Genomic DNA, 26015 nt, shown 5'->3' with positions numbered 1-26015 from the left:
CGCATGAGCGGCTTGAATCAGAAGGACATCGAAATCCTGCAGCAGTACGCCTCCAAGGGGAACCGGGAGCTGTACTGGAACTACCTGGCACAGAAGGAAGGCTCCGACGGCTATGGCCTGCTGGCACTGGGCGTGGTGCGAAACGACAACCTGCCCGGCCAGGTCGCCAACGCGTATGCCCAGCTCGAGGCCAGCGACCAGCACGACCGCAACCCCAGGCTGCAGAACCGCACGCTGACAGAGCGCCAGTGGGAGGACTTCGGCCAGACCCTGCTCGACCGGGACCTTGAGCGCCGCGAGTACTGGATGGGTGCACGCAGGCCAGACCTGGCACTCAACCTGCCCGGCCGCGACGTGCAGGTTGCCCATGACAAAGCATTCGTCCAGCACGGGTTGGACCCGAACTGCTGGACCCCGCGCATCCTGCTGGAAGCCACCCGCAAGAACCTGAGCGAAGACGCCGCCGAGAACGTCTGGAAGGAAATGCTCAACAACGATTACCGGGGCACCGCGCGGGCCTGGAACACCGCCGGCCATGCCTACGACGCCATGCCGTGGGGCCAGGCCACCGCCTACGTAGCCAAGCTGGGTGTGTATGAGCTGAGCATGGCCGACCAGTCGCTGCCCAGCACCAACCCCAACGTCATTGGCATACGCAGCTCGTACCACGTGTATGACCCGAAGGCCGGCACCTGGTCGCACCACACCGAAGGCGGCTTCCCCATGCAGGAACGCAACCCACGCGTGCTGGAAGGCCTGAACGATACCCGCGAGGTCCGCCTGGAGCGCGAGGAGAAGGCAACCCACTTCCACCCCGACGACCCGTACCGGCAGCGCATTGAAACCCCGAAGGTGGTGCTCAACGACCTGCACGGCCAGGACCCGAACACCCGCCTGGCACTGCGCCCCGGCGATGCGCACTACCCGCTCTACCAGCAGATACGCGAACACGTGGCCGCGCTGGACGCCAAACACGGGCGCAGCTTCGATGAAACCAGCGAACGGCTGACCGCCAGCCTCACCGCGCTGGCCGTGGAGAACAAGCTGGACCGGGCTGACCACGTGGTACTGAGCCAAGCCACCGCAGAGGGTGCGGCCGGCCGCAACGTGTTCGTGGTGCAGGGCAACCTGCATGACCCGGCACAGCAGCGCGCTGCCATGGCCACTGAAACCGCCGTGCAGACGCCGGTGGAGCAATCGCTGCAGCGGCTGGATGAAGCTGCTCAGGAACGGCAGGCCTTGGCCATGCAGACCGAACAGCGCACGCAGCAGAACCAGCAGGAACTGGAAGCCCGCAGCATGCGAATGGGGTGAGGCGAACATCCCTCCGGAAGCCACGTGCACATGGCTTCGCGGAATTACCCATCAGGGCCGGTGGCGCAGGCCGGCCCGCCACCCGCTCAGCGGGGCCTGCCCTGCCCCTTCGGTACTTCGCTCCCCACCGGGGAACGAATCCCCCCAAACGTAGAGATCAACGCCTTGGGCGCTCCGATCCAGGTTCACGCAGTCCTGGATCAACGACCGCAGCACGTTCGTAGGCGAACGCTCGCTACGCCACGCCGAAAGCTGAAACGCGCGGCGTAGATCGGGGTCCAGCTTCACCCTCATGTACACCTGCTTCTTCATTGGATCACGTCCTCGGGGACGAACTGCCCCGACTCGGAATTGATCTCACCGTGGTAGATCGTGCGCTCCACGAATCGGGGCACCCGGGGGTCTTCCACCGCTGGCGGGCCCAGCAGCTTGATGGTGATCACCCCAGCGCAGGCTTCGATCTGCAGCTTGCGGCCCACGTTGAAGCCCATCTGCCGCAGCCAGCGGCCGCGGATCTTCAGGTAGGGCACCTTCAGCTCCTCGTGGAACTCGGGCGGTGGCGAGCAGGCTGCAGGCTTTGCGGTGCCGGAGAGATGTGCCCGGCGCGCGCGCCGGCGTGAGGGCAGTTCATCGAAGGACGTGTCGTCCCAGTGCGTTTGCATGTTGGACCTCCTGTAAGGATCGCCCCTCGCCGGGATGGCGAGGGGGTCGGGAGGTTAGAAACCGTCTAGAGAGTGCCGGCGGGCGTATTTCCACAGGGGGTGTTGTATTAGCCACCCTCCCGACAAAGGTACGTCCAACATTTTCTCTCTAGAGGAGTTTCTACGCTCCGGTCACCACTCTGCTGGAGTGGTCAGCGGATGGGAAATCGCTTGTTCCTGTTGATTTCAGCTGTTTGGTAGGCGCTGCCTAACAGTTGACGTAAACGGCTCGCTACGGTCTCAATATTTGGGATAGCGTGCACGCAATCTATGGAAATCGCGGAGAGGGCAGTAGAAAAAATGAATCGTATCGACGCTGACTGGCTGCGGGAGTTTGATGAGGCGATGCTGGGCTTCTTCGCCATCGATCATGCGGAGGCAGGAATGGATGAGAGAGAGTTGTCCTGGTACGCGGATCTACCGCCTGATGATGCTGCGTTGGCCTACGGGCAAGACTACGTTATGTGCCGGATTGACGCGTTCTGGCCGAGCCCGGGATTGGGGCGCACCACCTAACGGGCGGATTGCGACACAGGTCGTCGCCTACGGCATACTCTCATCCCATCGAATCGGCGATTCGCACAGGGCGAGAGGAAGGCGGCACGGACGATTGGACCCACGAGCAGCTTGCTGCCGCTGTTGGGGCGTACCGTTGGATGCAGGTACGTACGGCTGAAGGATTGAAGATGAACAAGACGCGGCTCTACCGCGACCTCGCCCGCGAACACGGTCGTAGTCCTGGGGCCTGGGAATACCGGATGCAGAAAATTTCGCATGTCTTGCACGAACTCAACGATGACTGGATTGACGGCCTGAAGCCCGCGAAGAATGTTGGGCCAGAGGTCACTGGGACACCAATCAAACTGCTGAAGATTGGGCCGCCCACGGATGTCCCTCCCGCCACCTTGACGCGACTAGAAGAGCTGCGTCAGCTCGATGATGCGTCTGGATTCTTCCTTCCAGAAAAAGTCGAAGATGAGAGAGATCGGGTCCTTAGATCCATCGAGCAGCGCCAGGGTCAAGGAGAGTTTCGGGCCGCCCTACTGGAGGCTTATGGGAGCAAATGCGCGATGACGGGTTGCGGGGTGGTCGACGTCCTTGAAGCAGCCCACATCCATCGCTACATGGGAAAGGAGACCAACGTCGTCTCTAACGGCCTTCTGCTGGGGCGGACGTTCCTCTTTGACCTTAACCTCGTCGGCGTCCAACCATCCACGATGCGGATCTGCGTCGCTCCCTCGCTCGCAGGATCTAGCTACGAGAAGCTAGGTGGTAGACCGCTCGCTGGTACCGCAACCGACACATTCGCAGTGGACAGATACCAACTGTAGATACACTGAGCTCTGTGCGTGTGGTAGGGCCGACTAAGCTCTCTTGCTTTGGTAGCTGAGGATGCCCTAACCCCAACCCCACGGTCTGGTGCACCACTGATATTGGCGGCACCATGTTCTGGCACTGATCAAGAAAGCTGTCACCCTTTGGAAAAGGACTGGGCCCAGTTGACACCATGAGCCCAGCCTCCCAGCTAAGACCGTGATAGCCCTACGCAGCATTCCTATTCATGACTTCTCTCTGAATGTCGGGGACGCAGGACTTTAGGAAGTCGCGACCCCTAGAGTCCTGGAAAATTGCCCATTCCGAGATGACGTAGATCAATTCTCCATCTTCTTCTAGCAACTTCGCGAATTTGCCTCTCGCTGCTTCAATGTCGTCAAGTAGGTATAGCGCGCACGCTACGGCTTTAGCGTCATCGGACGCCTCAACTAGCTTGCCAAGTCTCCCGCCATTTGGCTTAGAGCCACAGCGCTTTCTTGAAAGCTCGTAATTGATAATCAGCGCAGGACTGGCAGTGCTGTAGCTGATCTTCTCTAATGCCGCCTTGCACATTACCTCTGCCATGCTGTGATTCCCACAGAGAAGAAGCGCATGAGACTCCTCTACCACCCCCACAATTGTCTCGTAAGGCTTAAATGAATTTATAGCCCTTACTACGTCCAGATACGCTTTAAAGTCTTTACGCGCCTCGCAGATCTTACCCTGCACTTCCAGCCGTTCAATCGGCGTCAGCACAGTAGACTTCGATTCCGCGAGCTTCTCTAGGGCGCTCAAATCTCCCGAGTACTTGAGCACGTCGGCCAGCCAAAGCACGTGCACTGCATCGCCATTCATGCTCACTGCAACGTTCATGTCGTCAACAGCGGAAACCAAGTCAGAATTCCTCTTCAAATTGTGCTTGGCACGCCTATAGAGGAAGTTTCTGCTTTTCATGTAGACAGCGTTCTGTGAAAGATCACCGATCTTCTCCGCCAACTCGTTATGACGGTCGAACTTGTCATAGGCATCCAACAAAAGAAGCTCATAGGCAAGAACCGAGTGCCGGTTTGCAGCCTCTCTCGCCGCCTTGACCCGGTCAATAAATGCATCTACGTCCGCGCGCGCCGGCTTGGCGTCCCGAGCTGAAATGGAATCCATTAGCGCAGCCAAAACCTTGATCGCCCTCGGAGATTGCTCCAGACCGGCACTGACCAATCTATCCAACTCTTCCTTACCCTGCCCTCCTTCCTTAACAGCCTTCACAAGATAATGACGGTATGTCGTCCAGGCATCCGCATCGACTGATGGATCAAGCCGCACGGCAGTCGACAAGCAAGTCTTGATCGATTCGTGAATATCCGACGCCCTATCGAACCCAGAATCCAATCTATCTATGAGCAGCTTCGCCTTCTCGTTCCAAGCATCCGAGCTAAATGGGTCGATCTGGAGCGCGAGGTCGATCATCGCTAACCGCTCTGATTCGGTCCTGAGCATGGATGACTTCCAGATTGGCCATGATTCTTCCTTAGGATCAGATTTCATGAGCTCATCGAGGAAGTGGCATGCTGCTGCTCTATCGCCACTCGACTCCTCATTCTTGGCAGAGAGTGCCAAGAACTCCTCTTTTGCCTGCCAGCTTGATGCATCGCGAACCGCCACAAGAAGCCGCTTCCGGGCTGACTCGTAGTCACCCGATGAAATGAATTGCTTAACCGAAATCAAGCAACCCACTTCGCTGTCGGTCATTCTGCTGGCAGGCTTTACGGCAGCTTGCGATTCTCGATCAGAGGCGCTCCTGATTGCATCCAGCAGCTTCTCCCGGTCAAATGCTCGCTTGAGTCTTTCAATGTCTCTTACAATGATGCTCGAACTAGAAAGTGCCAGCTCCTTACTTTCACAGAACGCGCTAATTATCTTTCGCGGCTTGTCTGAGATGAGGTTGGTCTCGACCGGCAAACTGTCGCCAATAGCATCGCCGTGCAACTGCGCCATCAGCTCGTCGAATCCATCAACGATAACGAAGTACACACGATCGCGCCACAGAAGCTTGAGTAGCTCTTCGCTGGGCTCATCACCCTTTCGAAGACACCAATAGATGCCGTGACGGAAGTACTCCTCGCTCCGAAGAAGGTGGCTAAGTACGTCCATGATCGAGCGGTCAGCGCCTGAGTAGCCTGCAACAATCAGTCCGTGCTCGCGGCTGAACTCAATGAACTTTCGCTTCGTATTTTCTTCCAGAGACTCCGTCTCGCGCACCGTCGATTTGATGTCGTCGAAGAGATAGTCTCCGTGCAACTTGATGATCTTCGGTCGCTTAGATGTAACGCTAACGCTTCCGACCGACGAGTCGTGTGCGCAAACAATTGGACGCATGTCCGAGAATCTGAAGAATGCCTCGTTGATCAGATCATCGAAGTTTGTGGTGAAAACAGTGTTGAAGTATCCATTTTCAATTAGCCTCACCAGATAAGCGTAGCCAATGCTGGGAGACTTGTCAGCGACCTCTGCCTCAATGAACATTCTTCGCTGCCGAGGAAGATCAAAACGTCGCTCGAACAGACTTGAGTATTCCTTAGTGGAGATGTACCAACTCGACTCTTCCTTGGTCAAGTATTGCTTCACATCCGCATCTGAGAATTCCGTCACCCCTGCGTGGCTTGAGCGATACAACTCGCCCTTCCATATAGCAGTGAGCTGGGAAGCGCTTCTCACCCCTGACGTAACGGAACATCCAGCACCTAACAACAGCGTAAAGTTTGGGACCTCACTAGTTCGCGTTATTAGAAACCGGCTTAAGTCTGAGTAAGAACGACACTTTGCGCGCAGAGGCTGCAACGCTTGAGGCATATCCATATCCATAACTTCCCCCACCTGTTCCATCAAAGTTGACGATTTTTGCTTCAATCACTGCGGGCGAGACTCTTAGCGGCACTTGCTCGAAGCGAAGCGTTACGGGTCACGCCCCTTTAGACGTATCCTGCTATTTGGCTTCGAATCCTCCTATTGATAAGTGTGACCTGCCATCCATAGCTATGACTGTGCACGTGCGGGACGACGTCTCGCGCAAAACCCTTAGTTCGAAGCACTGAATGAGCTTTGGATATTGTCTTGAGTTGAGAGATGGCTTGAAGACACTTAACGTGGGCCGCCGTCTTCGGCTATATACCACTTATTTCACGCACGCTTCAACTCTATTAACAGGTGTTAGGATGTGCCATGCGTGCTTTGCTGGCCAAAAAAAGAGGCGGACCTTGCGGCCCGCCCCTCTAATGTTGCTGCCCAGCCGTATGGGGATCAAACCCCGACAGGATTAGCCTTCTCAGGATCAATCTTGTACTGCTTGATAGCCCGGGCCACATCCTTCCCGGTCATCTTCCCGTCCTTGGCCAGTGCCGCAATCGCGGCGTGCGCGATGTAGTACCGGTCCACTTCGAAGAAGCGACGCAGGTTCGCACGGGTATCCGAACGGCCGAAGCCATCGGTGCCCAGCACGGTGAACGTGGCCGGCACGAACGCGCGGATCTGGTCCGCATACGCACGCACATAGTCGGTTGCGGCAATCACCGGGCCCTGGCGGTCTTCCAGCAGCTCGGTCACGTAGGCCTTACGCTGCGGCTCTTCCGGGTGCAGGCGGTTCCAACGTTCGGCGTCGAAACCATCGCGGCGCAGTTCGTTGTAGCTGGGGCAGCTCCAGATATCGGCGGTGACGCCGAAGTCCTTCTCCAGCAGCGCGGCCGCTTCAATGGCTTCGCGCAGGATGGTGCCCGAACCCATCAGCTGCACGCGCAGCTCGCCCTTCTTCGGCTTGCCGGCGTCGGTGAGCAGGTACATGCCCTTGACGATGCCTTCGGCCGCACCTTCCGGCATTTCCGGGTGGGTGTAGTTTTCGTTCATCAGGGTCAGGTAGTAGTACTCGTCTACCTGGTCTTCCATCATCCGCTTGGTGCCGTGCTGCAGGATGACCGTGACTTCGAAGCCGAAGGTGGGGTCATAGCTGCGCACGTTCGGAATGCCGCCAGCGGCCAGATGGCTGTGGCCATCTTCGTGCTGCAGGCCTTCGCCGTTGAGAGTGGTGCGGCCGGCGGTGCCGCCGAGCAGGAAGCCGCGGGTACGCATGTCGGCGGCCTGCCAGGCAATGTCGCCCACGCGCTGGAAGCCGAACATGCTGTAGTAGATGTAGAACGGCAGCATCGGCACGTTGGAAACCGAGTAGCTGGTACCGGCGGCCATCCAGGAGCTGATGGCGCCCGGCTCGCTGATGCCCTGCTGCAGCACCTGGCCGCTCTGGTCTTCGCGGTAGAACATGAGCTGGTCGGCGTCGACCGGCTTGTACTTCTGGCCGAACGGGGCGTAGATGCCGATCTGGCGGAACAGGCCTTCCATGCCGAAGGTACGGGCTTCGTCGGCCACGATCGGCACGATGTGCGGGCCCAGTTCCTTGTCGCGCAGGGTGATGTTCAGGCTCTGCACGAAGGCCATGGTGGTGGAGTAGCTGCGCTCGCCGCTGCTCTTGAGCAGGCGTTCGTAGGTTTCCAGCTTCGGTGCGTTGAAGCTCTTGGTGGCCTTGCGGCGGCGCTGCGGCAGGTAACCGCCCAGTGCGGCGCGACGCTCCTGCAGGTACTTCACTTCCGGCGAATCCGGGCCCGGGTGGTAGAACGGCACCTGGCCATCGGCCAGCTGCGCATCCGTCACCGGAATGTTGAAGCGGTCGCGGAAGTGCTTGACCGCTTCGTCGTCCAGCTTCTTGGTCTGGTGGGTCGGGTTGAGCGCTTCACCGGCGCTGCCCATGCCGTAGCCCTTGACCGTCTTGGCCAGGATCACGGTGGGCATGCCCTTGGTGTTCACGGCCTCGTGGTAGGCGGCGTACACCTTGTGCGGGTCGTGGCCACCGCGGTTGAGGCGCCAGATGTCGTCGTCGGAAAGACCGGCCACCATGGCGGCGGTTTCCGGGTACTTGCCGAAGAAATGCTCGCGCGTGTACGCGCCGCCGAAGGCCTTGCAGTTCTGGTATTCGCCGTCGACGGTTTCCATCATCAGCTTGCGCAGCACACCGTTGGTGTCCTTGGCCAGCAGGGCATCCCAGTAACCGCCCCACAGCAGCTTGATGACATTCCAGCCGCCGCCACGGAACACGCCTTCCAGTTCCTGGATGATCTTGCCGTTGCCGCGCACCGGGCCATCGAGGCGCTGCAGGTTGCAGTTCACCACGAAGATCAGGTTGTCCAGGCCTTCACGGCCGGCCAGCGCGATGGCGCCCAGGGTTTCCGGTTCGTCCGATTCGCCGTCGCCGATGAAGCACCACACCTTGCGGTCGCTCTTTTCGATCAGGCCACGGTTTTCCAGGTAACGCAGGAACTGCGCCTGGTAGATGGCGGCCAGCGGGCCCAGGCCCATCGACACGGTGGGGGTCTGCCAGTAATCGGGCATCAGCCACGGGTGCGGGTAGCTGGAAAGGCCACCGCCGTCCACTTCCATGCGGAACTTGTCCAGCTGCTGCTCGTCGATGCGGCCTTCGAGGAACGAACGCGCATAGATGCCCGGGGCGCTGTGGCCCTGGATGAAGAGCAGGTCGCCGGGGTGGTTGTCGCTGGGGGCGCGCCAGAAGTGGTTGAAGCCCACGTCGTACAGGGTGGCACCGGAAGCGAAGCTGGCGATGTGGCCGCCCAGGTCGCCCGGCTTGCGGTTGGCGCGCACCACGGTGGCCATGGCGTTCCAACGGATGATGGAACGAATGCGCCATTCCAGTTCGGCGTTGCCCGGGCTCTTGGCTTCCAGGTTCGGCGCGATGGTGTTCACGTACTCGGTGGTGGGAGAGAACGGCAGGTAAGCACCCGAACGACGGGTCAGTTCCACCATGCCTTCCAACAGCTGATGCGCGCGCTCAGGGCCCTCGACATCAATAACGGCCTTCAGCGACTCGATCCATTCCTGGGTTTCCACAGGATTCGGGTCGTTGTTCAGCACCTCGTTCAACCAGTTCATTAGCGCTCCCATGACCGCACGCACGCGCGCGACTGTTTTAGATTTCTAGCCGCAAAGTGTAGCGCACCAATGGGTTTGCTTACTTCGCTACGGGTGCGTATGGAGTGGGTGCGGTTGTGTCTTGGGGACATGAGGCGACAGTGGTGTGCTGTCTTGAGGGGGTTCCACGGGCGGTTTCAAGGCGCCTGCGTTGGCTAGCGCTGTCATGGTGGGCGTGGAACGTGCGGAGTGTTCTACCTGGGGGACGAAGCGTTGTGGTGGCCGGCTTGGGGTTGGGCCACGCCCTGCTTGGCTGCGCGCGGTCCATCCTGGGGCACCGGTTTGCTGAACCGTTGCGCAGCCACGCAGGGCGTGGCTCTACACCGGCTGGGGTTTTCGATATATCGTTTGCGCACTTCATTCGATATATCGAAATGACCGCTCCCCGTGATCTGGATGGCCCTGCCCGTCCGCTGACCTCCCGCCCGCTCAGCCGTGGCGACCTGCGCCTGCTGGTGCTGTCGCTGCTGGCGGCGCAGCCGCGCCATGGCTATGAGCTGATCCAGTGCATCAGTGAGATGTTCGTGCGGGTGTACACCCCCAGCGCGGGCTCGATCTACCCGGTGCTGGCGCAGTTCGAGGCCGCTGGCTGGGTGAGCGCGCTGGAAGAGGCCGGGCGCAAGCGCTACCAGCTCACCGCACTGGGCCAGGCCGAGCTGGCGGCCCAGCGCGAGGAGGTGGACGCGGCGCTGCACCGGGTGCGCCACAGCGCGCGCTCGATCGCCAAGGCCAACCTGCCGCCCGTGGTGCGCGATGCGATGCGCGAGCTGAAGCAGGCGCTGGGCCTCCACCACGCCCGTTGGCAGGACGACAACGCGGTGGCGGTGGCCCAGGCGCTGCGTGAGGCCGCTGCGCAGATACGCGCGCAGGGCCGCTGAACCGTTCTTCCCCTTGTTCGACCCCGCCCGCGTTTCGCCAGCCAGGTCTTTCCCCCTACGCCGCTGCGGCGGCTTTGAAACAGGTACATCGCCATGGCTCTGCATGAAAACAAGTTGGTGCGCCACACCGTGAAGTTCCGCCCACTGCAGGTGCTGCGCACCGAGGAAATCAGCCCGTGCATGCGCCGGGTGATCGTGGGCGGTGAGGCGCTGGAAGGCTTTGAGTCGCCTTCGCCGGATGACCACGTGAAGCTGTTCTTCCCGAATGCGCAAGGCCAGTTCGTGGTGCCCACCATGACCCCGGACGGCCCGCGCTACCCGGAAGGCCAGGAGCCCTCGCCCGCCCGCGATTACACCCCGCGCTGGTGGGACCTGGAGGCCAACGAGCTGGCCATCGACTTCGTGATGCACGGCGATGGCGTGGCGTCGCGCTGGGCGGCCAATGCCATGGCCGGCGATGCTATTGCCGTGGGTGGGCCGCGTGGCTCGCATATCACCGCCGATGACTTCGATACCTATGTGCTGTTTGGCGATGAAACCGCGCTGCCGGCCATTGGGCGCTGGCTGGAGACGTTGCCGGAAGGCGCCCGGGCGGATGTGTACATCGAGATTCCGGAAGCGGATGACCGCCAGGAGCTGCCGGAGGATGAACGCATCCGGGTGTCGTGGCTGGAGCGCAACGGGTTTGATGCGGCCACCAGCACCCTGCTGGAGGACGTGCTGACCGATTTCGAGGAGCCGGAGGGCGATACGTTCTACTGGATCGCCACCGAATCGCGCCGGGCGCGGATGATGCGCAAGTACGTGGAGGGGCATCTGGGGGCGCCGAAGGAGTGGATCCGCTCGAAGGGGTATTGGAAGGCGCATCCGGAGCACGAGGGGGATTGAGTTCCCTCGCGCCGCACGACCAACGGTCGTGCGCTACCGCGGATGCACCCCGGTGGATCACGACCGAGGGTCGTGACCCCGCCCCTCCCGGTAGGTCACGACCGTTGGTCGTGACCTCCGCAATCCCAACCGCCCGGTAGGTCACGACCGTTGGTCGTGACCCCCGCCATGCGACAATCGCGTTTTGGGCCGGTGCCTTTCGATGCAAGCAGCTTCTCTTTCGGCACTGGCCGACCTGATCGCGCGCCTGGAGCGCGCCGATGCCACGCTGGACGCCACCCTGGCCGACATCGCCCCGCAGGCCACCGTGCCCATGCGCGAGGCGGTGCTGCCGCTGGCCCGCGCCCAGCTGGCGCTGCTGCAGGCCAACGCCGATATCACCCTGGTGGCCGACGAGCTGCGCCGTTACCAGAAGTACGCGTTGCCCGGAAAGCCGAGCCTGCAGATCGTGCAGCTGCGCAAGCAGCAGGGCGCGGTGAAGCAGACGGCGCTGATTGCCCGCCAGAATTTCGCCCAGGCCACGCACGCGTTCCTGCGCGAGAGCGGGTTGACCGCCCCGGCACGCCGGCTGCCAACGGATTTCGCCACGGGTTGGTTGGCGAAGATCGCCACGGCGTAACGCCGTGGGCGCGGGCGCCATGCACCCGCGCCAATAACGTGTGGCACGCAGGGCGGTAGGGTCGCATCACGATCGACGATGTGCATGGATGCACGAGTGGTGCGGCCGCAGGACGCGGAGGAGCACCACCGCCGTGGAATCATCCGCGTTCGATTGGGGCATGAATATCGGCGGGGACGGCTTTTGCTTCGGCACAGGTCATGCGTTACCGAACGTTGCACCGTTACGTGCAGTCGTTTGGGAACCGACCCTACCAATGCTGCACCCCGTCGAGCATTGGGCACAAACAAAAATCCCGCCTTTCGGCGGGATTTCTGCGTTCAACATCGTTACCGCTTACGCAGCCGGCTTTTCGCCGGTGGCTTCGGTGGTGATGCGGATGTTCACTTCATCGCTCACGTTCGGGGCGTATGCACCCACGCCGAAATCGCTGCGCTTGATGGTGGTGGTGGCGTCGAAGCCGGCGGCCGGAACCTTGGCCATCGGGTGCTCGCCGCCGGCGTTGACGGTCACATCCAGGGTCACCGGCTTGGTGATGTCCTTGATGGTGAGGTCGCCGGTCACGGTGAGCTTGTTGGTGCCCGCGGCTTCAACCTTGGTGCTCTTGAAGGTGGCGGCCGGGAACTTGGCGGCGTCGAAGAAATCGCCGCTGCGCAGGTGCTCGTCGAACTTGGCGGTGAAGCTGTTGAGGCCGCTCAGTGGCAGCTTCACTTCCACGGTGGACTTGGTCACGTCGGCGGCGTCGTACACCAGGGTGCCTTCGGCGCTGCCGAAGTGCGCGGTGGGGTGCGAGAAGCCGAAGTGGCTCCACTGGGCCAGCACGTCGGTGTGGCTCGGGTCGAGCTTGTAGGTACCCGAGGCGATCTGGATGGCTTCAGCGGCCGGGGCGGCAGCGGCCGGGGCAGCGGTTTCGGCGGCCGGGGTGGTGGCGGCAGCAGCCGGGGTCGCGTCGGCGGCCGGGGCGGCGGTTTCTTCAGCCGGCTTGGAGCAGGCGGCGATGGCCAGGGTCAGGGCCAGCGGCAGGAGCAGTTTGCGGGTCACGGTCATGTCGGTTCTCTCTCGAATTCGTAGGGAAAAAGGGAAAAGTAAGGAAACAACCCGTCCGCACGGACGGGCCACATCCGGCGGAAACGCTTATTCGATGCGGGCAGCTTCGTCGAAGGCCAGGCGAGGCAGCCGCGGGAACAGGCCCGAAGAATCACCGTAACCCAGATTGACCAGGAAATTCGACTTGATGGCGGTGCCCTTGAAGAAGGCCTCGTCCACCTTGGCCGGGTCGAAACCGGACATCGGGCCGGCATCCAGGCCCAGCGCGCGGGCGGCCAGGATCAGGTAGGCGCCCTGCAGGCTGCTGTTGCGGAACGCCGATTCATGGCGGCCTTCACGCGGGCCGTCGAACCATGCCTTGGCATCGGTATGCGGGAACAGGTACGGCAGCTTTTCGTGGAAGTCTTCGTCGAAGCCGATGATGACGGTGACCGGGGCGGCCAGGGTCTTGTCGTGGTTGCCTTCGGACAGCGCGGGGGCGAGCTTGGCCTTGGCTTCGGGCGACTTCACGAACACGAAACGCGCCGGGCTGCCGTTGGCGGCCGTGGGGCCCCACTTCAGCAGTTCGTACAGCGCCTTCAGCTGGCTGTCTTCGACCGGCTTGTCGAGGAAAGCGTTCTGGGTACGGGCGGTACGGAACAACTGGTCAAGCGCAGCATCGTTGAGCACGTCGGACATGAAGCCTCCAGAAGAACACGTTGGATGAAGAAGGAATCCCGCACGCCGTGCGCTACCTTTACGGGGCACTGCGCGGTCGGCGAAGGCTGGCAGTGTAGAGTGTCGCGACTGTTGCAACACCCAGCTTGGCTGAAACGAATTAATGCCACACGTGAAACGATGGAGTCCGCCCTGGACGATCACTGACGGCCGTGCCGGCAATGTGCGGCAGGCAGTGGCCCTGGCCACGGCATTGAAGCTGGGGGTGCATCGCCCGCTGGTGCTGCTGCCGCGCGCGCCCTGGAAATGGGTGGCGCCGCGCTGGCTGCCGGGCATGGCCCAGGGCTTTGGCGAGGCCTTCGCGACATTGACCGCGCAGCCGCCCGAGCTGGCGGTGGGCTGTGGCCGCCAGGCCGCCGGCGCGCTGCGCGAGCTGCGCCGGCGCGGCAGCAAGGTGGTGCAGATCCTGGACCCGCGCCTGGGCACGCGCCATTGGGACCTGCTGGTGGTGCCCGAACACGATGCCCTGCGTGGCGGCAACGTACTGACCCTGCTGGGCAGCCTGAACCCGGTGGACGATGACTGGCTCACGGTGGGCCGCGCGGCCTTTGCCCACTTCGGCGACCTGCCCGGCCCGCGCACCGCGCTGCTGGTGGGCGGGCCCACCGCGCACGCGCCGTGGCATGAGCCGGACATGGTGAAGGTGTTCCAGCAGCTGGCCGAGCAGCTGCGCGCCGAGGGCGGCAGCCTGCTGGCCACCACCTCGCGGCGCACGCCGCCGGCGCTGGTGGGCGCGCTGCGCAGCGCATTCGCCGATGTGCCCGGGGTGATCTGGGGCGATGGCGGCGATGGGGTGAACCCGTATGCGGGGCTGCTGGGCTGGGCCGACCGCATCGTGGTATCGCCCGATTCGGTGAACCTGCTGTCTGAAGCGTGCGGCACGCGGCTGCCGGTGGCGGTAGCGCTCGAACAGCAGGCGCAGGGGCGGATGGTGCAGTTCCAGCAGGCGCTGCGCGCACGCGGGCGGTTGCAGGAGCGCTGGTTGGATTGGGGTTATCCCGGGCCGATCGAGCCGCTTCGCGAGACCGGGCGGATTGCCGCGCAGGTGCGCGGGGCTTTGGGTATCCCGGCTTAACGGCGATGGGCGCTTGGCTACCGATGCGGCGGTGATGCCGTTAGATTCGGGGTTCACCAGGGAAGGAGCGTGCGTATGCGCAGTGCTGTAGCGGCGTTGATGGTTGCGTTGATGGCGGGGTGTTCGAGCATGCCTGCCGGGCAGGATGCGCTGTCGTGGAGCTGCCATAAGGAGCTCACCGCGTACCGGAACCAGCCGCCGCGCACGGATGAGCAGAAGAAGGAGCGGTGGCCGCCCGAGGATCAGCCGGCGCCGGTTAGCGAGCCTTGTGCGCGGGAGTTGAGCCGGTAACGCAGCGTATAAGTCGGCATGAACCCGGTAGCGCCGACTGTTAGTCGGCACACGGCCTGATACCGCTATGATGCCGACGCGGCCCCGTACCGCTGGAGACTGAATCGCAATGGATCTGCCCTGCCCCGGATTGCCTGAGCACCCGCCGTTGAAGCGCATCGCGCTGCCGACATTGCTGTGCGCGGCGTTGTTGCTGGCCGCGCCTGCGGCGTTCGCGCAATCCCAACAGCCCGAATGCATGGAGCGCCACCCTACCCCGGCTGCGCTCGCTTCGATGTTCGATGTGGCCCAGCGCGCCGATGAAACACTGGAAGCGCTCGACGACGTGGATGTGGTGATCATCGCGCGCGGCGGCCAGGACCTCAGCAGGTACGGCCTGCGCCACAGCCACCTGGCCTTCGCGGTGCGCGAAAGCGATGGCCGCTGGCGCGCGGTGCATCTGTTGAACCACTGCAAGTCGCCGCAGTCTTCGCTGTTCCATGAAGGCCTGAGCAACTTCATCGGCGAAACCGGCACGCATACCGATCTGCGCGTGGGCGTGCCCACGCCTGCGGTGCGCGCGGCGTTGAAGGCCATGCTCACCGCGCCAGGCATCCAGGCCAAGGCGTTGCATGAGCCGCGCTACAGCGTGGTGGCCTACCCCTTCAGCGTTGAATACCAGAACTCCAACCAGTGGGTGCTGGAAGTGCTGGCGGCGGCGATGGCGCAATCGCGCGATGGCACGCTGCTGGTGCGCCGTGCGCAGGTGCAGGCGTGGCTGAAGGAACAGCGCTACCAGCCGAGCTCGCTGCACATCGGGGTGGGCAAGCGCCTGGGCGCGCGCTTCTTCTCGGCCAATGCAGCCACCACCGACCACCCGGCCAGTGAGCGCATTTCCGGCGACTATTCGGTGGTGACGGTGGAATCGGTGTTCGATTTCCTGCAGCGGCGCAAGGCGCTGGCGCAGGAACTGAGCGTGGCGCACGTGCCGGTGGCCGGGATGGCGGCGCCGAAGCCGTAAGCATTTTTCCCTTTGCAGAAGGAGTTGGCATGAAGCGTTATTCGATTCTGGCGGTGGCCCTGGGCGTGGCCATTGCAGCACCGCAGGCCGGTGCGCAGAACTTCACCCCGAGCCAGCAGTCGGTGAGCTACGCGGCGCTGAGCGCGTATGTGAGCATCGCGGTGGTCACCGCGCCAATCTGGCTGACGGCGGCGGGCTTCAAGGGCTCGGCCAAGGGTTCGGAGCGGCGCAGTGCGGCCAAGGATAAGGGCGCCGGCGCTGCCGGGGCGAAAGCCGGCCCGTTGCCGCCGCTCACTGTTGAGAAGGTGGAGCGCCAGGCTGACGGCGCTTACCAGGTGGCCCTGAAGAACCCCGAGGCCCCCGCCGACCTGGCCGTGGTGCAGTGGCCTGCGCGCGACGACAACCCCGCACAGGCGCTGAAAGCCGGTGATGTGCTGGCCTTCACGCCCACCGAGGCCGGTGCTGGGTGGATGGTGGCCGATGCGCAGGGCACGCAGCTGGCGTTCCTGCCCACCACCGATGCGGCGGCCAGCAACCTGAGCGAACGCTGGTAAGTGAACCGGCGCGGGGTGGCTGTGGTCGCCCCAAGCCGGGATAATCCGCCGCCATGACCGCGCGCCCTGCCATTGTGTTTGCCCCGTTGACCCTGCGCTCGCTGCTGCTGGCGGTGCTGGCCATGGGCGCGGTGGTGCTGGGCTCGAACGTACTGGTGCAGTACCCGATCAACGATTGGCTGACCTGGGGCGCTTTCAGCTACCCGGTGGCGTTCCTGGTGAGCAACCTGATCAACCGCCGGTTTGGCCCGGCGGCGGCGCGGCGGGTGGCGTGGGCGGGGTTTGCGCTGGCGGTGCTGTTGTCGATCTGGATTGCGACGCCGCGCATTGCGGTGGCATCGTGCCTGGCGTTCATTGCCGCGCAGCTGCTGGATATCACCGTGTTCGACCGGCTGCGCCGGGGGCACTGGTGGCGCGCGCCGATGGTGGCGACCACGTGCAGTGCGACGTTGGATACGACGATTTTCTGGAGCATCGCGTTTGCCGGCTCGAGTCTGCCGTGGGTGAGCTGGGCGGCGGGCGACCTGACGGTGAAGCTGGCGATCGGTGTGTTTTTGCTGGCGCCGTTCCGCGCGTTGTTGTGGAAGATGGCGCCGCGCACGGCGTAGGGTCGCATCCCAATCGACCGCCGTTACGTTGCCCGCGTTCGGTTGTGGCATGAACATCGGCGGGGACGGCGTTTGTTTTTGTTCGAGGTCATGCGTTACCGAACGTTGCACCGGTATCGGTGGTGGTTTGGGAACCGACCGTTCCGAAGGGTAGCGCTGCTGCTTCGCAGGTGGCGGTGATTACGCGTTGGGCTTCTTCCAACGCGGGGGTCAGGACCGCCAGGCGCGGCCTTCTGTCCAGCGTGCAGGCCAAGCCCACGTCCAGCAGCGCGGCGTGCGCTTCGTGCAGCGCGTCGCGTGTGCCACCCGGCAGCCATGCGATGGCAGCCAGCTGGTCGATCAGGCTGGGCGTGTCGCGCGGCTCCAGCACCTGCGGGTGCGTGCCGGCGCTGTCCAGTACGCCGGTCTGCAGCAGGAACTCCAGGTCCACGATGCCACCGGCGCCCTGCTTCAAATCCCAGCGCGCGGCATCGCTGCGGTCCAGTTCGGTGCGCATGCGGCCACGCATCTTCACCACATCGGCGTACAGCACGTCGCGTTCGCGCGGGCGCGCCAGCGTGGCAGCGCGGATCCGTTCGAAATCGGCCAGCAGGCTGGCATCACCGGCGATGCCACGTGCGCGCACCAAGGCCTGGTGTTCCCAGGTCCACGCACGCTCGCGCTGGTATTCGGTGTAGCTGGCCAGCGAGGACACCAGCGAGCCTTTGCCGCCATCCGGGCGAAGGCGCACGTCGATGTCGTACAGGCGGCCAGCGGCGGTGACCGCGCCCAGCAGTGCCATCACCTTCTGCGCCAAGCGCGCATACCAGCGGCCCGGGTCGAGCGGGCGGGCGCCGTTGCTGCTGTCCTGGTCGGCCGGGTGGTCGTGCAGGAAGACCAGGTCCAGGTCCGAGCCGAAGCCCAGTTCCAACCCGCCCAGGCTGCCGTAGCCGATGATGGCGAACCGGCCGCCCGGCACTTCGCCGTGCGCGCGGCGCATGTCCGCATCGGCCATTGCCAGTACGGTGACCACCACCGCCTGCGCGAGCTGGGCCAGCTGACGGGTGCTGTCCACGGCGCGCTGGCGGCCGTCCAGCGTGGCCAGGGCCATGCGGAAGCTCAGCGCAAGCCGGGTTTCATTGAGCAGGCGCAGCGCGGCTTCGGGGTCGTCCACAGCCAGCGCGGCATCGCACTCGGCCTGCATGGCGGCGGCGTCGGGCATCGGGCCGGACACGCGCACGTCCAGCAGTTCGTCCAGCAGCAACGGGTAGGCGGCGATGCGTTCGGCCAGCAGCGCGCTGCGGGCGAGCACGTCCACCAGCCGTGCGAGTGCGCTGGGCTGTTCGTCGAGCAGCGCGAGGTAGCTGGTACGGCGCAGGATGGCCTGCAGCAGGCCGAGCACGCGCTTGAGCGCGGCGTCCGGGTGCGGTGAGCGGGTGGCCGCATGCAGCAGCGCGGGCAGCACGCGGTCGAGGCGTGCGCGGGCGTTGTCGCTGAGCGACTTCACGCCGAGCGATTGGGCGAAGTCGCGCAGCGACTGGTCGGCGCCGTTGGGATCGTGGAAGCCGGCGTTGGCCAGCACCTCGGCATCGCCGCTGTCGGGCAGGCCGCGCCAGTAATTGGCCAGTGCATCGGGGGCGGCCTGGCCGGCGCGCGGGGCGAGCAGTGCGGCGAATTCGGTACTCACCCGGTCGCGCTGTACATCGAGTGCGGCCAGCAGCGCGTCCCAGTAGGCGTAGCCCAGGCCGCAGGCGATGCGCAGGCGGTCGGTGGGGTCGGCGGGCAGCGCGTGGGTCTGGGCATCGCGCAGCATCTGCAGGCGGTTTTCCAGGCGGCGCAGGAAGCCATAGGCGTGCAGCAGGTCTGCGCCATCTTCCGCTGCCATCTGGCCGCAGGCGACCAGCGCGGGCAGCGCATGCAGCAGGCGGCGCTCTCGCAGGCTGGCTTCGCGGCCACCGCGGATGAGCTGCAGGGCCTGCGACAGGAATTCGATTTCGCGGATGCCGCCGGGACCGCGCTTGATGTCGTCGAACATGTCGCGGCGCGAGACTTCGGCGGTGATGGCCGCCTTCATTTCGCGCAGGCCATCGAGCGCGGTGAAATCGAGGTAGCGGCGGTAGACGAACGGGCGCAGCGTCTGCAGCCAGGCTTCACCGGCGGCGATGTCGCCGGCCACGGCGCGCGCCTTCAGCCAGGCATAGCGTTCCCAGTCGCGGCCTTCGCGCTGGAAGTACTGGTCCATGCCGGCAAACGACAGCGCTACGCGGCCGGCGCTGCCAAACGGGCGCAGGCGCAGGTCGACGCGGTGGCTGAAGCCGTCCACGGTGGTTTCGTCGAGCAGGCGCGCCAGGCGCTGGCCGAGCCGGGCGAAGTACTCCTCGGCGGCGAGCGGGCGCGGGCCATCGGATTCGCCGCCCTGCGGGTAGGCGTAGACCAGGTCCACGTCCGAACTGAAGTTGAGTTCGCCACCGCCCAGCTTGCCCAGGCCGAACACCACCAGCTGCTGGGCGCTGCCATCGGCGGCACGGACCACGCCGTGGCGGGTGGCGAATTCCTGCTCCAGCGCCGCCAGACCCAGGCCCAGGCATTCCTCGGCCAGGCGGGTGGCGCCAGCCAGGGTGGCGGGCACGTCGTCCAGGCCGTCGAGGTCGCGCCAGATCAGCCGGGTGGAACAGGCGGTGCGGTAGCGGCGCAGGCGCGCGGGCCAGTCGGCCGGCTGCAGCGGATCCAGTTCCGGGAGCGGCAGCGGCGGGCAGTCGGTTTGGGTCAATTGCGACAGAAGCGCCGGCTGCCGGCACAGGGTGTCGAGGGCGAAGTCGCTGGTGATGGCGAGCAGGCGGAGTTTGGCCAACACCGGTTCCGGCGGCGGCCAGTTGCCTGAGTCGTTCAGGCTGAGCGCGAGGCGGGCAAGCGCGCGGTCGACGAGCGGGACAAGGGCGGCGGGGACGGCATCGGCAGGAATCGGCATGAAGCGATTATGCATGGGGTCGCACGAGGCGCCCGAATGATGCGGTACGTATGGGGGCCGGAGACGGCCGTTCACCAATTTCAGACATAAAAAAGCCCGCTTGCAGCGAACTGCCAGCGGGCTCTGCTCCCTCCCCCACGTCGGGATGCAGGGCGATCTTCTAGGCTCCGCGCAGAAGTTGCACGCTGCACTGCAAAACAATACCGGCGGGTACAGATGCCCTCATTTAACTGAATAGGAACCCATCCGCGCGGTGGACGCCATTCCACCTTGGTCGCAGCCGGTTGGCGGCGGCGATGGCGGATAATGAATGTCCCCCACAAAACGTAGTCGTCATGTCCGTTGATCGCATTGCCGACGCGCGCCTGCGCGGTCGCGTTGTATCTGCCGAAGCCGCCGCCGCGCTGATCCAGCCCGGTGAGACGGTGGCCATGAGTGGTTTCACCGGCTCGGGCTACCCCAAGGCGGTGCCGGTGGCCCTGGCCCAGCGCATCGAGGCGTTCCACGCCGACAACCTGCCCTTCCAGATCAGCCTGATGACCGGTGCGTCCACCGCCCCGGAACTGGACGGCGCGCTGGCCAAGGCCGATGGCATCGCCATGCGCATGCCGTTCCAGAGCGATCCGGATGCGCGCAACCGCATCAACGCGGGCCTGCTGGACTACATCGACATCCACCTGAGCCACGTGGCCCAGCATGTGTGGTTCGGGTTCTATGGCGAGATCGACACGGCGGTGATCGAGGTTTCGGCGATCCGCGAAGACGGTTCGCTGGTCCCCTCCACCTCGGTGGGCAATAACAAGACCTGGCTGGACCTGGCCAAGAAGGTGATCGTCGAGGTCAACGAATGGCAGCCGGCCGGGGTGGACGGCATGCACGACATCTACTACGGCACGGCGCTGCCGCCGCACCGCAAGCCGATTCCGCTGGTTCACGGCAACGACCGCATCGGTGAGACGGCACTGCGTTGTGACCCGGACAAGATCGTGGCGGTGGTGCGCACCAACGGCCCGGACCGCAACAGCCCGTTCAGCCCGATCGATGCGACCAGCGAGCAGATCGCGGCGTACCTGATCGAGTTCCTGCAGCACGAAGTGGCGCGCGGGCGCCTGCCGGCCAACCTGCTGCCACTGCAGAGCGGCGTGGGCAACATTCCCAATGCGGTGCTGGCGGGCTTGGGCAAAAGCGGCTTCCGCGACCTGAGCGCGTTCACCGAAGTGATCCAGGACGGCATGCTGGACCTGCTGCGCGACGGGGTGCTGAGCTATGCCTCGTGCACCGGGTTCGCGCTGAGCCCGCAGGCCAACGAGACGTTCAAGGAAAACATCGATTTCTACCGCGAGCGCATCATCATGCGCACGCAGGAGATTTCCAACCACCCGGAACTGGTGCGCCGCCTGGGCTGCATCGGCATGAACGGCATGATCGAGGTGGATCTGTACGGCAACGTCAATTCCACGCATGTGATGGGCACGCGGATCATGAACGGCATTGGCGGTTCGGGGGATTTCGCGCGCAACGGGTTCCTGTCGGCGTTCCTGAGCCCGTCGACGGCCAAGAACGGGACCATCTCGGCGATCGTGCCGATGGTGAGCCACGTGGACCACACCGAACACGATGTGTCGGTGATCGTGACCGAGCAGGGGTTGGCGGATCTGCGCGGGTTGCCGCCGCGCAAGCGTGCGCGTGCGGTGATCGACAATTGTGCGCATCCCGATTTCCGCGACCAGCTCAACGATTATTTCGAGCGCGCCAGCCGGGACAGTTACGGCAAGCACACCCCGCACCTGCTGCCCGAAGCGTTGTCCTGGCACCAGCGGTGGTTGGATACGGGCACGATGAAGGCGTGAGCGTCGGTGGGTGAGGTACCGACCAACGGTCGGTACCTACCGGTAAACCGCGATCATCCGCCGTCGTGATTGCCGGTACACCGCGGCCATTCGCCATGGTGAACGCCGGTAGGCCACGACCGTTGGTCGTGGCGCACGCAATCCGTCAACCGCGCAGGCTGTCCAGCGATTCCTGCTGCAGGCGTTCGTAGATCACGAACTCGTCTTCCACCTTCATGCCCAGCGCCTGCTCGAACGCATCGCGGTTGGCATGGGCGGCATAGGCGCGCTGCTCTTCACCGCCGAGGTTGGACTGGAAAATACCCGCCGCGCTGACCGGCAGGAAATCTTCGTAGACGATCGGGTCGGCACTGGCCAGCCCTGCCGCCACCAGCGCTTCGGCCGGCAGGTCGCCCACGGCGGCCGGGTTGGCGCGGCCGGCTTCAGTGAGCGCATAGCGGTAATAGCCCAGCCCTTCGCGGCGCAGGCTGTCGTGGTCGTCCGGGAATGCGGTGAAGGCCGCGGCCAGGCGCGTGGGGTAATCCTGGCCGGTGCTGCCGGCACCGCCGGCATCACGGGCCTGGGCCAGCAGCTGGTCGTACAACGCGCGGCCCTTGGGAGTCAGGGCCAGGCCGCGCTGTTCGATTTCGCCGAAGCGTGCGGTGTGGGTGCCGGCATCGCCACCTTCCCCATCAGGGAAGTTCACCGTTTCTTCCAGCGCCTTGAAGCTGGTCTGGCGCAGCAGGATCGGGCAGCGGCGCGGCGGCGGGCCTTCGACCACGGCCTTGGCATCGATGCCACGGGCGAGCATGCCGGCCTGCGCGGCGTCGATATCCAGCGTGCGCGGGGTGAGATGGTTGATGTGCGGGCCCCGGAAGCTGACCACGTCGGCCACCAGGCGATGGGCGTCGTGCAGGGCGTGGTAAGTGGCCAGCGACACGGTGGCGTCGCTGTGCCAGCGGAAGGTTTCCAGCGCGGCGAGCACGAAGCGGCGCGCGTCGTTCTGGTCCAGCCCGCCTTCGCGTTCGGCCTGGTCAATCAGCGCCAGTGCGTCAGCGGTGAAGATGCGGCGGCGCGCGAGGATGCGCGCGGCTTCGTCGCGCAGGACTTCGTCCTCAATCAGTTCCAGGCGCAGCAGCGAGGTGAACACGCGGAACGGGTTGGCGGCCAGCGCGGCGGCGGTGCGCGGTCGGAAGGCGGTGGAATGCACCGGCACGCCGGCTACGGAGAGGTCGTAGTAGCCGATCGGGTGCATGCCCATCACCGCGAACAGGCGGCCCAGGGTGGCCAGCTCGTCGGCCGTGCCGACGCGGATGGCGCCGTGGCGTTCCTGCGCCAGGCGGCCACGCTCGTCATTGCGTTCGAGCTGCTCGGCCAGCGCCGGGTTGTCGGTGAGCACGGCATCGTTGATCTCGGCCACCAGGTCAACCAAGGTGCCGTACAGCGGCACTTCGGTGCGGTACATGGTGGACATGGCCTGGGCGAACAGGCTGCGGATATCGTCGGGTGAAACGAAACGGTCGGCGCTCATTACGTACTCGGCAACGGATCACGGGAACAGCAGGTACCCATTGTCGCCGAGGAAGCGGGATGCGGCGAGGTGCACAGCAGCATTGACGAGGGTGCCCCACACGTCGCATGGGGGGGTAGGGTCGGTTCCCGAACGACCGCCGATAACCGGTCAACACCCGGTAACGCATGACCCCGAAACGGAGCGAGAGCCGTCCCCGACGAAGGTCATGCCCTCACCGAACGCGGAGCATTTCACGGCGGTCGATCGGGATGCGACCCTACCGCTTGGCGGCTTTGTCGCGCTGGGCGCGGTCGCCGAGCTGGCGCTTGAGGGTGGCGTCGAGGGTGACCGGGCGGTCCCAGTGGTCGTGGCTGGCCACGATGGCGTGGCGCAGGGTGCGCCAGTGCTGGTTGGTCGGGGTGACCGGCATTCTGGTCACCACCTCGGCCCAGCGCTTGTCGTCGCCTTCTTCGGGCACGAAGCGCGACCAGGCCTGTACGGCATCCCGGCAGGAGCGTTCGGTGGCCTTGGCCCAGAAGCAGGCGAAGTAGATATCGCCGGCCTGCCAGCCGTGGGTGTAGAACAGCGCGGCGATGTAATCGCGCGGGACGCTGGCGTAACGCGCTACCTCGTCGAGGAAGCTCTGCGGGTAGCGCTCGGCGTAATGGTTGATGTCCTGCAGCTGGGTATCGACCCAGGCATCACCGGTATCGACCTGGTAGACCTGGGATTTCTCGGGGGTCTGCTGTGCGGCCGCCAGCACCGGCAACCACAGCAGCAGGACCACCAGCAGCAGGCGCAGGCGCTTCACCGGCTCAGCCGCCCGCCGCCTTGGCTTCAATGGCGCGCAGGGCCTGCGGCCAGTCGAAGGCGGTGGCCGCTTCCACCATGCGCGGTTCGTCGGCGGCCACGCCATGCTGGGTTTCGTGCGCCCAGGTCACTGCGTACGGGGTGTGGATGCCCCAGCCGCCCAGGGTAACCACCGGCTCGATATCCGAGCGCAGCGAGTTGCCGACCATGACGAAACGCTCCATCGGCAGGTCGAACTCTTCGAGTACGCGCGCGTAGGTTTCCGGGTCCTTCTCGGAGACGATTTCGATGCGCGGGAACAACTCGCGCAGGTTGGCGACCTTGATCTTGGCTTCCTGGTGGAACAGGTCGCCCTTGGTGATCAATACCACCGGGTAATCGCGGGCGATCTCGGCGACGGACTCGCGCACGCCGTCGATCAGTTCGACCGGATGGCGCAGGGTGTCATGGCCGATGTCGAGGATCAGCTGCAGGTCGCGTGCGGCAATGGCCTTTCCGGTGATCTCGATGGCCGCTTCCAGCATCGACAGGGTCATGCCCTTTACACCGTAGCCGAACACGCCCAGGTTGCGCTGCTGCACCTCGAGCAGGTGGCGCGCGGTGGCGGTGTCGTGCACGTCGATGTAGCGCGACAGGATGTCGAGGTAATCCTGCTCGGCCTTGCGGTAGTAGTCCTCGCTCTTCCACAGCGTATCGTCACCGTCAAAACCGACCAGACCGATGGCGCCGGTGGGCGCGGGCATGGAGGTCATCATCGGGCAAGGATACCAAGGCGAAAAGAAGGAAGGGCGGCCCAAGCCGCCCTTCCAGGCCATTCACCGTTGTCCATCGGTTTCAGGCAGTTGCGCGTTTAGCGGCCCGGGGCGGCGTTGCCGCCGGCTGCGGCGCCCTGCTGGGCGGCGACATACGCCTTGTACTCGTCCGGGGTCAGCTTGCCGTCCTTGTTGCTGTCAGCCTGGTCGAAGACCTGGGCAAGGCCGGCGTTCACCTGGGCCTCGGTCTTGCTGATGGCGCCGTCACCGTCGGTATCAACGCTGGCCCAGGTCTGGCCGCCACCGCCACCGCCGCCAGCCTGCGCCGACGCCTGGGCAGCGGCGCCGGTGGCGGCATCCGCCGCCTGGTCGGCCTGTGCCGCCGACTGCTGGGCCTGCGCGGCCTGGGTCTGTGCCTGCGCGGCGCTCTGCTGGGCGGTCTGGGCCATCGCCGGAATGGCCAGAACACTGCCGGCGGCGACGATCAGGGCGATCAGGGGCTTGCGGTTGCGAATAGTCATCTGGGTGGTCTCCTTGTGGGATGTTGCGCGGCTCGTTGTTTGCCGCACGACCCCAGACTGACACCCCGTTTGTGAATCAATCTTGCGCCGCAACCGGCCTTCGCACACGGTCTTAACCACCCGCGCGCCGCGCTCCATTACCGGTGCGGTTACGCACAGGTGAGCGGTTGGTAAGGTGATCATTCAATGCGCCCGGATTTAACCGGATGCGAACGAAAACTCAGCGTTCGGTGGCGCTTTTTTCGCCTGAGCGGGAACTGAATATCAGCCAGCCCAGTGCAACACCACCGAGTGCACCGGCCACTTCGATGACCACGCGCGAGCCCAGTTCGTTTGGATCGTGGATGGTGGCCAGGAACAGGCGCGCATACAGCGGCGACTCGAGCCGCATCATGCCCATGTAGAACAGGTTCCAGGCATCGATGCCAGCCGCGCCCGCCACGGCGATTACGCAGGACCAGCCGATGGCGTGCCCGTCCGACCACCCCGCCCAGCGGCACAGCCGGTGCCACAGCGCATACACCAGTACGCCCAGCAGCAGGGCGATCAGGCCGGCTTCAAGCGTGCCCAGCAATCCAAAATGCAGCGGCAGGTTCATCGTGTTCCGTGGGTTCGG

The 26015-nt window shown here is 64.4% G+C and carries 22 protein-coding genes; 11 read left to right on the top strand and 11 right to left on the bottom strand.

Annotation, left to right across the window (positions count from 1 at the left end; all coding sequences use genetic code 11):
- Window positions 1-3 precede the first annotated feature (3 nt).
- Complete coding sequence (locus ACTJI4_RS04785) at window positions 4-1314, top strand: XVIPCD domain-containing protein (protein WP_440868673.1); 1311 nt, start codon at window positions 4-6, stop codon at window positions 1312-1314.
- A 308-nt stretch (window positions 1315-1622) separates the two neighbouring features.
- Here the strand turns inward: ACTJI4_RS04785 and ACTJI4_RS04780 are convergent, their stop codons facing one another.
- Window positions 1623-1976: a SymE family type I addiction module toxin gene (locus ACTJI4_RS04780; protein ID WP_440868672.1), complete on the bottom strand. Its 354-nt coding sequence runs from the start codon at window positions 1974-1976 to the stop codon at window positions 1623-1625.
- Window positions 1977-2315: 339 nt separating this feature from the next.
- Between ACTJI4_RS04780 and ACTJI4_RS04775 the strand changes: the two genes are divergently transcribed.
- Together ACTJI4_RS04775 and ACTJI4_RS04770 are read left to right on the top strand one after the other, a co-directional pair.
- A complete protein-coding gene (locus tag ACTJI4_RS04775; RefSeq protein ID WP_440868671.1) occupies window positions 2316-2531 on the top strand; it encodes a hypothetical protein in 216 nt (71 codons plus the stop codon).
- A 170-nt stretch (window positions 2532-2701) separates the two neighbouring features.
- Window positions 2702-3346, top strand: coding sequence for an HNH endonuclease (locus ACTJI4_RS04770; RefSeq protein WP_440868670.1), 645 nt, complete (start codon window positions 2702-2704; stop codon window positions 3344-3346).
- Window positions 3347-3557: 211 nt separating this feature from the next.
- On the opposite strand, the gene ACTJI4_RS04765 is transcribed toward ACTJI4_RS04770, so the two are convergent.
- Window positions 3558-5939 (bottom strand): SIR2 family protein, encoded by a 2382-nt coding sequence (locus tag ACTJI4_RS04765; protein WP_440868669.1) that lies wholly within the window; start codon window positions 5937-5939, stop codon window positions 3558-3560.
- Between the two features lie 684 nt (window positions 5940-6623).
- A complete protein-coding gene (gene aceE / locus ACTJI4_RS04760) occupies window positions 6624-9311 on the bottom strand; it encodes a pyruvate dehydrogenase (acetyl-transferring), homodimeric type (protein WP_392919758.1) in 2688 nt (895 codons plus the stop codon).
- A 413-nt stretch (window positions 9312-9724) separates the two neighbouring features.
- Between aceE and ACTJI4_RS04755 the strand changes: the two genes are divergently transcribed.
- From ACTJI4_RS04755 to ACTJI4_RS04745, 3 genes are all read left to right on the top strand, one after another.
- Window positions 9725-10228 carry a PadR family transcriptional regulator gene (locus ACTJI4_RS04755; RefSeq protein ID WP_068848838.1) on the top strand — a complete coding sequence of 168 codons (504 nt, stop codon included), beginning with the start codon at window positions 9725-9727 and terminating at the stop codon, window positions 10226-10228.
- 93 nt (window positions 10229-10321) lie between these two features.
- A complete protein-coding gene (locus ACTJI4_RS04750; RefSeq protein ID WP_440868668.1) occupies window positions 10322-11116 on the top strand; it encodes a siderophore-interacting protein in 795 nt (264 codons plus the stop codon).
- A 202-nt stretch (window positions 11117-11318) separates the two neighbouring features.
- On the top strand, window positions 11319-11735 hold the full coding sequence (locus ACTJI4_RS04745) for a hypothetical protein (RefSeq protein WP_440868667.1): 417 nt from the start codon (window positions 11319-11321) through the stop codon (window positions 11733-11735).
- A gap of 336 nt (window positions 11736-12071) precedes the next feature.
- Here ACTJI4_RS04745 and ACTJI4_RS04740 read toward each other — a convergent pair whose 3' ends face one another.
- Complete coding sequence (locus ACTJI4_RS04740) at window positions 12072-12782, bottom strand: YceI family protein (RefSeq protein ID WP_392919769.1); 711 nt, start codon at window positions 12780-12782, stop codon at window positions 12072-12074.
- Window positions 12783-12869: 87 nt separating this feature from the next.
- The gene (locus ACTJI4_RS04735) at window positions 12870-13460 is read right to left on the bottom strand and encodes a malonic semialdehyde reductase (protein ID WP_392919773.1); all 591 of its coding nucleotides are present in this window, start codon (window positions 13458-13460) and stop codon (window positions 12870-12872) included.
- 142 nt (window positions 13461-13602) lie between these two features.
- Between ACTJI4_RS04735 and ACTJI4_RS04730 the strand changes: the two genes are divergently transcribed.
- The 4 genes from ACTJI4_RS04730 to ACTJI4_RS04715 all read left to right on the top strand — a co-directional run bounded on the left by ACTJI4_RS04730 (window position 13603) and on the right by ACTJI4_RS04715 (window position 17027).
- Window positions 13603-14574 carry a mitochondrial fission ELM1 family protein gene (locus tag ACTJI4_RS04730; protein ID WP_440868666.1) on the top strand — a complete coding sequence of 324 codons (972 nt, stop codon included), beginning with the start codon at window positions 13603-13605 and terminating at the stop codon, window positions 14572-14574.
- A 400-nt stretch (window positions 14575-14974) separates the two neighbouring features.
- The gene (locus tag ACTJI4_RS04725) at window positions 14975-15865 is read left to right on the top strand and encodes a DUF2145 domain-containing protein (RefSeq protein WP_440868665.1); all 891 of its coding nucleotides are present in this window, start codon (window positions 14975-14977) and stop codon (window positions 15863-15865) included.
- 29 nt (window positions 15866-15894) lie between these two features.
- Entirely contained in the window at window positions 15895-16419 is a 525-nt protein-coding gene (locus ACTJI4_RS04720) for a hypothetical protein (protein ID WP_392919785.1), read from the top strand.
- A gap of 53 nt (window positions 16420-16472) precedes the next feature.
- Window positions 16473-17027 carry a queuosine precursor transporter gene (locus ACTJI4_RS04715; RefSeq protein ID WP_440868664.1) on the top strand — a complete coding sequence of 185 codons (555 nt, stop codon included), beginning with the start codon at window positions 16473-16475 and terminating at the stop codon, window positions 17025-17027.
- 88 nt (window positions 17028-17115) lie between these two features.
- On the opposite strand, the gene glnE is transcribed toward ACTJI4_RS04715, so the two are convergent.
- On the bottom strand, window positions 17116-19974 hold the full coding sequence (gene glnE, locus ACTJI4_RS04710) for a bifunctional [glutamate--ammonia ligase]-adenylyl-L-tyrosine phosphorylase/[glutamate--ammonia-ligase] adenylyltransferase (RefSeq protein WP_440868847.1): 2859 nt from the start codon (window positions 19972-19974) through the stop codon (window positions 17116-17118).
- A 335-nt stretch (window positions 19975-20309) separates the two neighbouring features.
- Here glnE and ACTJI4_RS04705 point away from each other — a divergent pair, with 335 nt between their 5' ends.
- The gene (locus ACTJI4_RS04705; protein ID WP_392919794.1) at window positions 20310-21824 is read left to right on the top strand and encodes an acetyl-CoA hydrolase/transferase family protein; all 1515 of its coding nucleotides are present in this window, start codon (window positions 20310-20312) and stop codon (window positions 21822-21824) included.
- A 145-nt stretch (window positions 21825-21969) separates the two neighbouring features.
- On the opposite strand, the gene hglS is transcribed toward ACTJI4_RS04705, so the two are convergent.
- The 5 genes from hglS to ACTJI4_RS04680 form a co-directional block, all read right to left on the bottom strand.
- The gene (gene hglS / locus ACTJI4_RS04700) at window positions 21970-23334 is read right to left on the bottom strand and encodes a 2-oxoadipate dioxygenase/decarboxylase HglS (RefSeq protein ID WP_440868663.1); all 1365 of its coding nucleotides are present in this window, start codon (window positions 23332-23334) and stop codon (window positions 21970-21972) included.
- A 259-nt stretch (window positions 23335-23593) separates the two neighbouring features.
- Complete coding sequence (locus ACTJI4_RS04695; RefSeq protein WP_440868662.1) at window positions 23594-24127, bottom strand: hypothetical protein; 534 nt, start codon at window positions 24125-24127, stop codon at window positions 23594-23596.
- A gap of 4 nt (window positions 24128-24131) precedes the next feature.
- Window positions 24132-24881 (bottom strand): HAD family hydrolase, encoded by a 750-nt coding sequence (locus ACTJI4_RS04690; protein WP_392919803.1) that lies wholly within the window; start codon window positions 24879-24881, stop codon window positions 24132-24134.
- A gap of 95 nt (window positions 24882-24976) precedes the next feature.
- The gene (locus ACTJI4_RS04685) at window positions 24977-25399 is read right to left on the bottom strand and encodes an EF-hand domain-containing protein (protein WP_392919806.1); all 423 of its coding nucleotides are present in this window, start codon (window positions 25397-25399) and stop codon (window positions 24977-24979) included.
- 220 nt (window positions 25400-25619) lie between these two features.
- On the bottom strand, window positions 25620-25997 hold the full coding sequence (locus ACTJI4_RS04680; RefSeq protein WP_440868661.1) for a hypothetical protein: 378 nt from the start codon (window positions 25995-25997) through the stop codon (window positions 25620-25622).
- Window positions 25998-26015: the final 18 nt, after the last annotated feature.

This window comes from Stenotrophomonas sp. 22385 (assembly GCF_052045085.1).
Taxonomy (GTDB): Bacteria; Pseudomonadota; Gammaproteobacteria; order Xanthomonadales; family Xanthomonadaceae; genus Stenotrophomonas.
Note: the sequence above shows the minus strand (reverse complement) of the source record. Positions and strands in the feature narration are given on the sequence as shown.

Excerpts from the sequence above, each read along its gene's own strand:
- ACTJI4_RS04785 (WP_440868673.1), top strand. The coding sequence starts at position 4 with ATGAGCGGCTTGAATCAGAAGGACATCGAAATCCTGCAGCAGTACGCC.
- ACTJI4_RS04780 (WP_440868672.1), bottom strand. The coding sequence starts at position 1,976 with ATGCAAACGCACTGGGACGACACGTCCTTCGATGAACTGCCCTCACGC.
- ACTJI4_RS04775 (WP_440868671.1), top strand. The coding sequence starts at position 2,316 with ATGAATCGTATCGACGCTGACTGGCTGCGGGAGTTTGATGAGGCGATG.
- ACTJI4_RS04770 (WP_440868670.1), top strand. The coding sequence starts at position 2,702 with ATGAACAAGACGCGGCTCTACCGCGACCTCGCCCGCGAACACGGTCGT.
- aceE (WP_392919758.1), bottom strand. The coding sequence starts at position 9,311 with ATGAACTGGTTGAACGAGGTGCTGAACAACGACCCGAATCCTGTGGAA.
- ACTJI4_RS04755 (WP_068848838.1), top strand. The coding sequence starts at position 9,725 with ATGACCGCTCCCCGTGATCTGGATGGCCCTGCCCGTCCGCTGACCTCC.
- ACTJI4_RS04750 (WP_440868668.1), top strand. The coding sequence starts at position 10,322 with ATGGCTCTGCATGAAAACAAGTTGGTGCGCCACACCGTGAAGTTCCGC.
- ACTJI4_RS04745 (WP_440868667.1), top strand. The coding sequence starts at position 11,319 with ATGCAAGCAGCTTCTCTTTCGGCACTGGCCGACCTGATCGCGCGCCTG.
- ACTJI4_RS04740 (WP_392919769.1), bottom strand. The coding sequence starts at position 12,782 with ATGACCGTGACCCGCAAACTGCTCCTGCCGCTGGCCCTGACCCTGGCC.
- ACTJI4_RS04735 (WP_392919773.1), bottom strand. The coding sequence starts at position 13,460 with ATGTCCGACGTGCTCAACGATGCTGCGCTTGACCAGTTGTTCCGTACC.
- ACTJI4_RS04730 (WP_440868666.1), top strand. The coding sequence starts at position 13,603 with ATGCCACACGTGAAACGATGGAGTCCGCCCTGGACGATCACTGACGGC.
- ACTJI4_RS04725 (WP_440868665.1), top strand. The coding sequence starts at position 14,975 with ATGGATCTGCCCTGCCCCGGATTGCCTGAGCACCCGCCGTTGAAGCGC.
- ACTJI4_RS04720 (WP_392919785.1), top strand. The coding sequence starts at position 15,895 with ATGAAGCGTTATTCGATTCTGGCGGTGGCCCTGGGCGTGGCCATTGCA.
- ACTJI4_RS04715 (WP_440868664.1), top strand. The coding sequence starts at position 16,473 with ATGACCGCGCGCCCTGCCATTGTGTTTGCCCCGTTGACCCTGCGCTCG.
- glnE (WP_440868847.1), bottom strand. The coding sequence starts at position 19,974 with ATGCCGATTCCTGCCGATGCCGTCCCCGCCGCCCTTGTCCCGCTCGTC.
- ACTJI4_RS04705 (WP_392919794.1), top strand. The coding sequence starts at position 20,310 with ATGTCCGTTGATCGCATTGCCGACGCGCGCCTGCGCGGTCGCGTTGTA.
- hglS (WP_440868663.1), bottom strand. The coding sequence starts at position 23,334 with ATGAGCGCCGACCGTTTCGTTTCACCCGACGATATCCGCAGCCTGTTC.
- ACTJI4_RS04690 (WP_392919803.1), bottom strand. The coding sequence starts at position 24,881 with ATGATGACCTCCATGCCCGCGCCCACCGGCGCCATCGGTCTGGTCGGT.
- ACTJI4_RS04685 (WP_392919806.1), bottom strand. The coding sequence starts at position 25,399 with ATGACTATTCGCAACCGCAAGCCCCTGATCGCCCTGATCGTCGCCGCC.
- ACTJI4_RS04680 (WP_440868661.1), bottom strand. The coding sequence starts at position 25,997 with ATGAACCTGCCGCTGCATTTTGGATTGCTGGGCACGCTTGAAGCCGGC.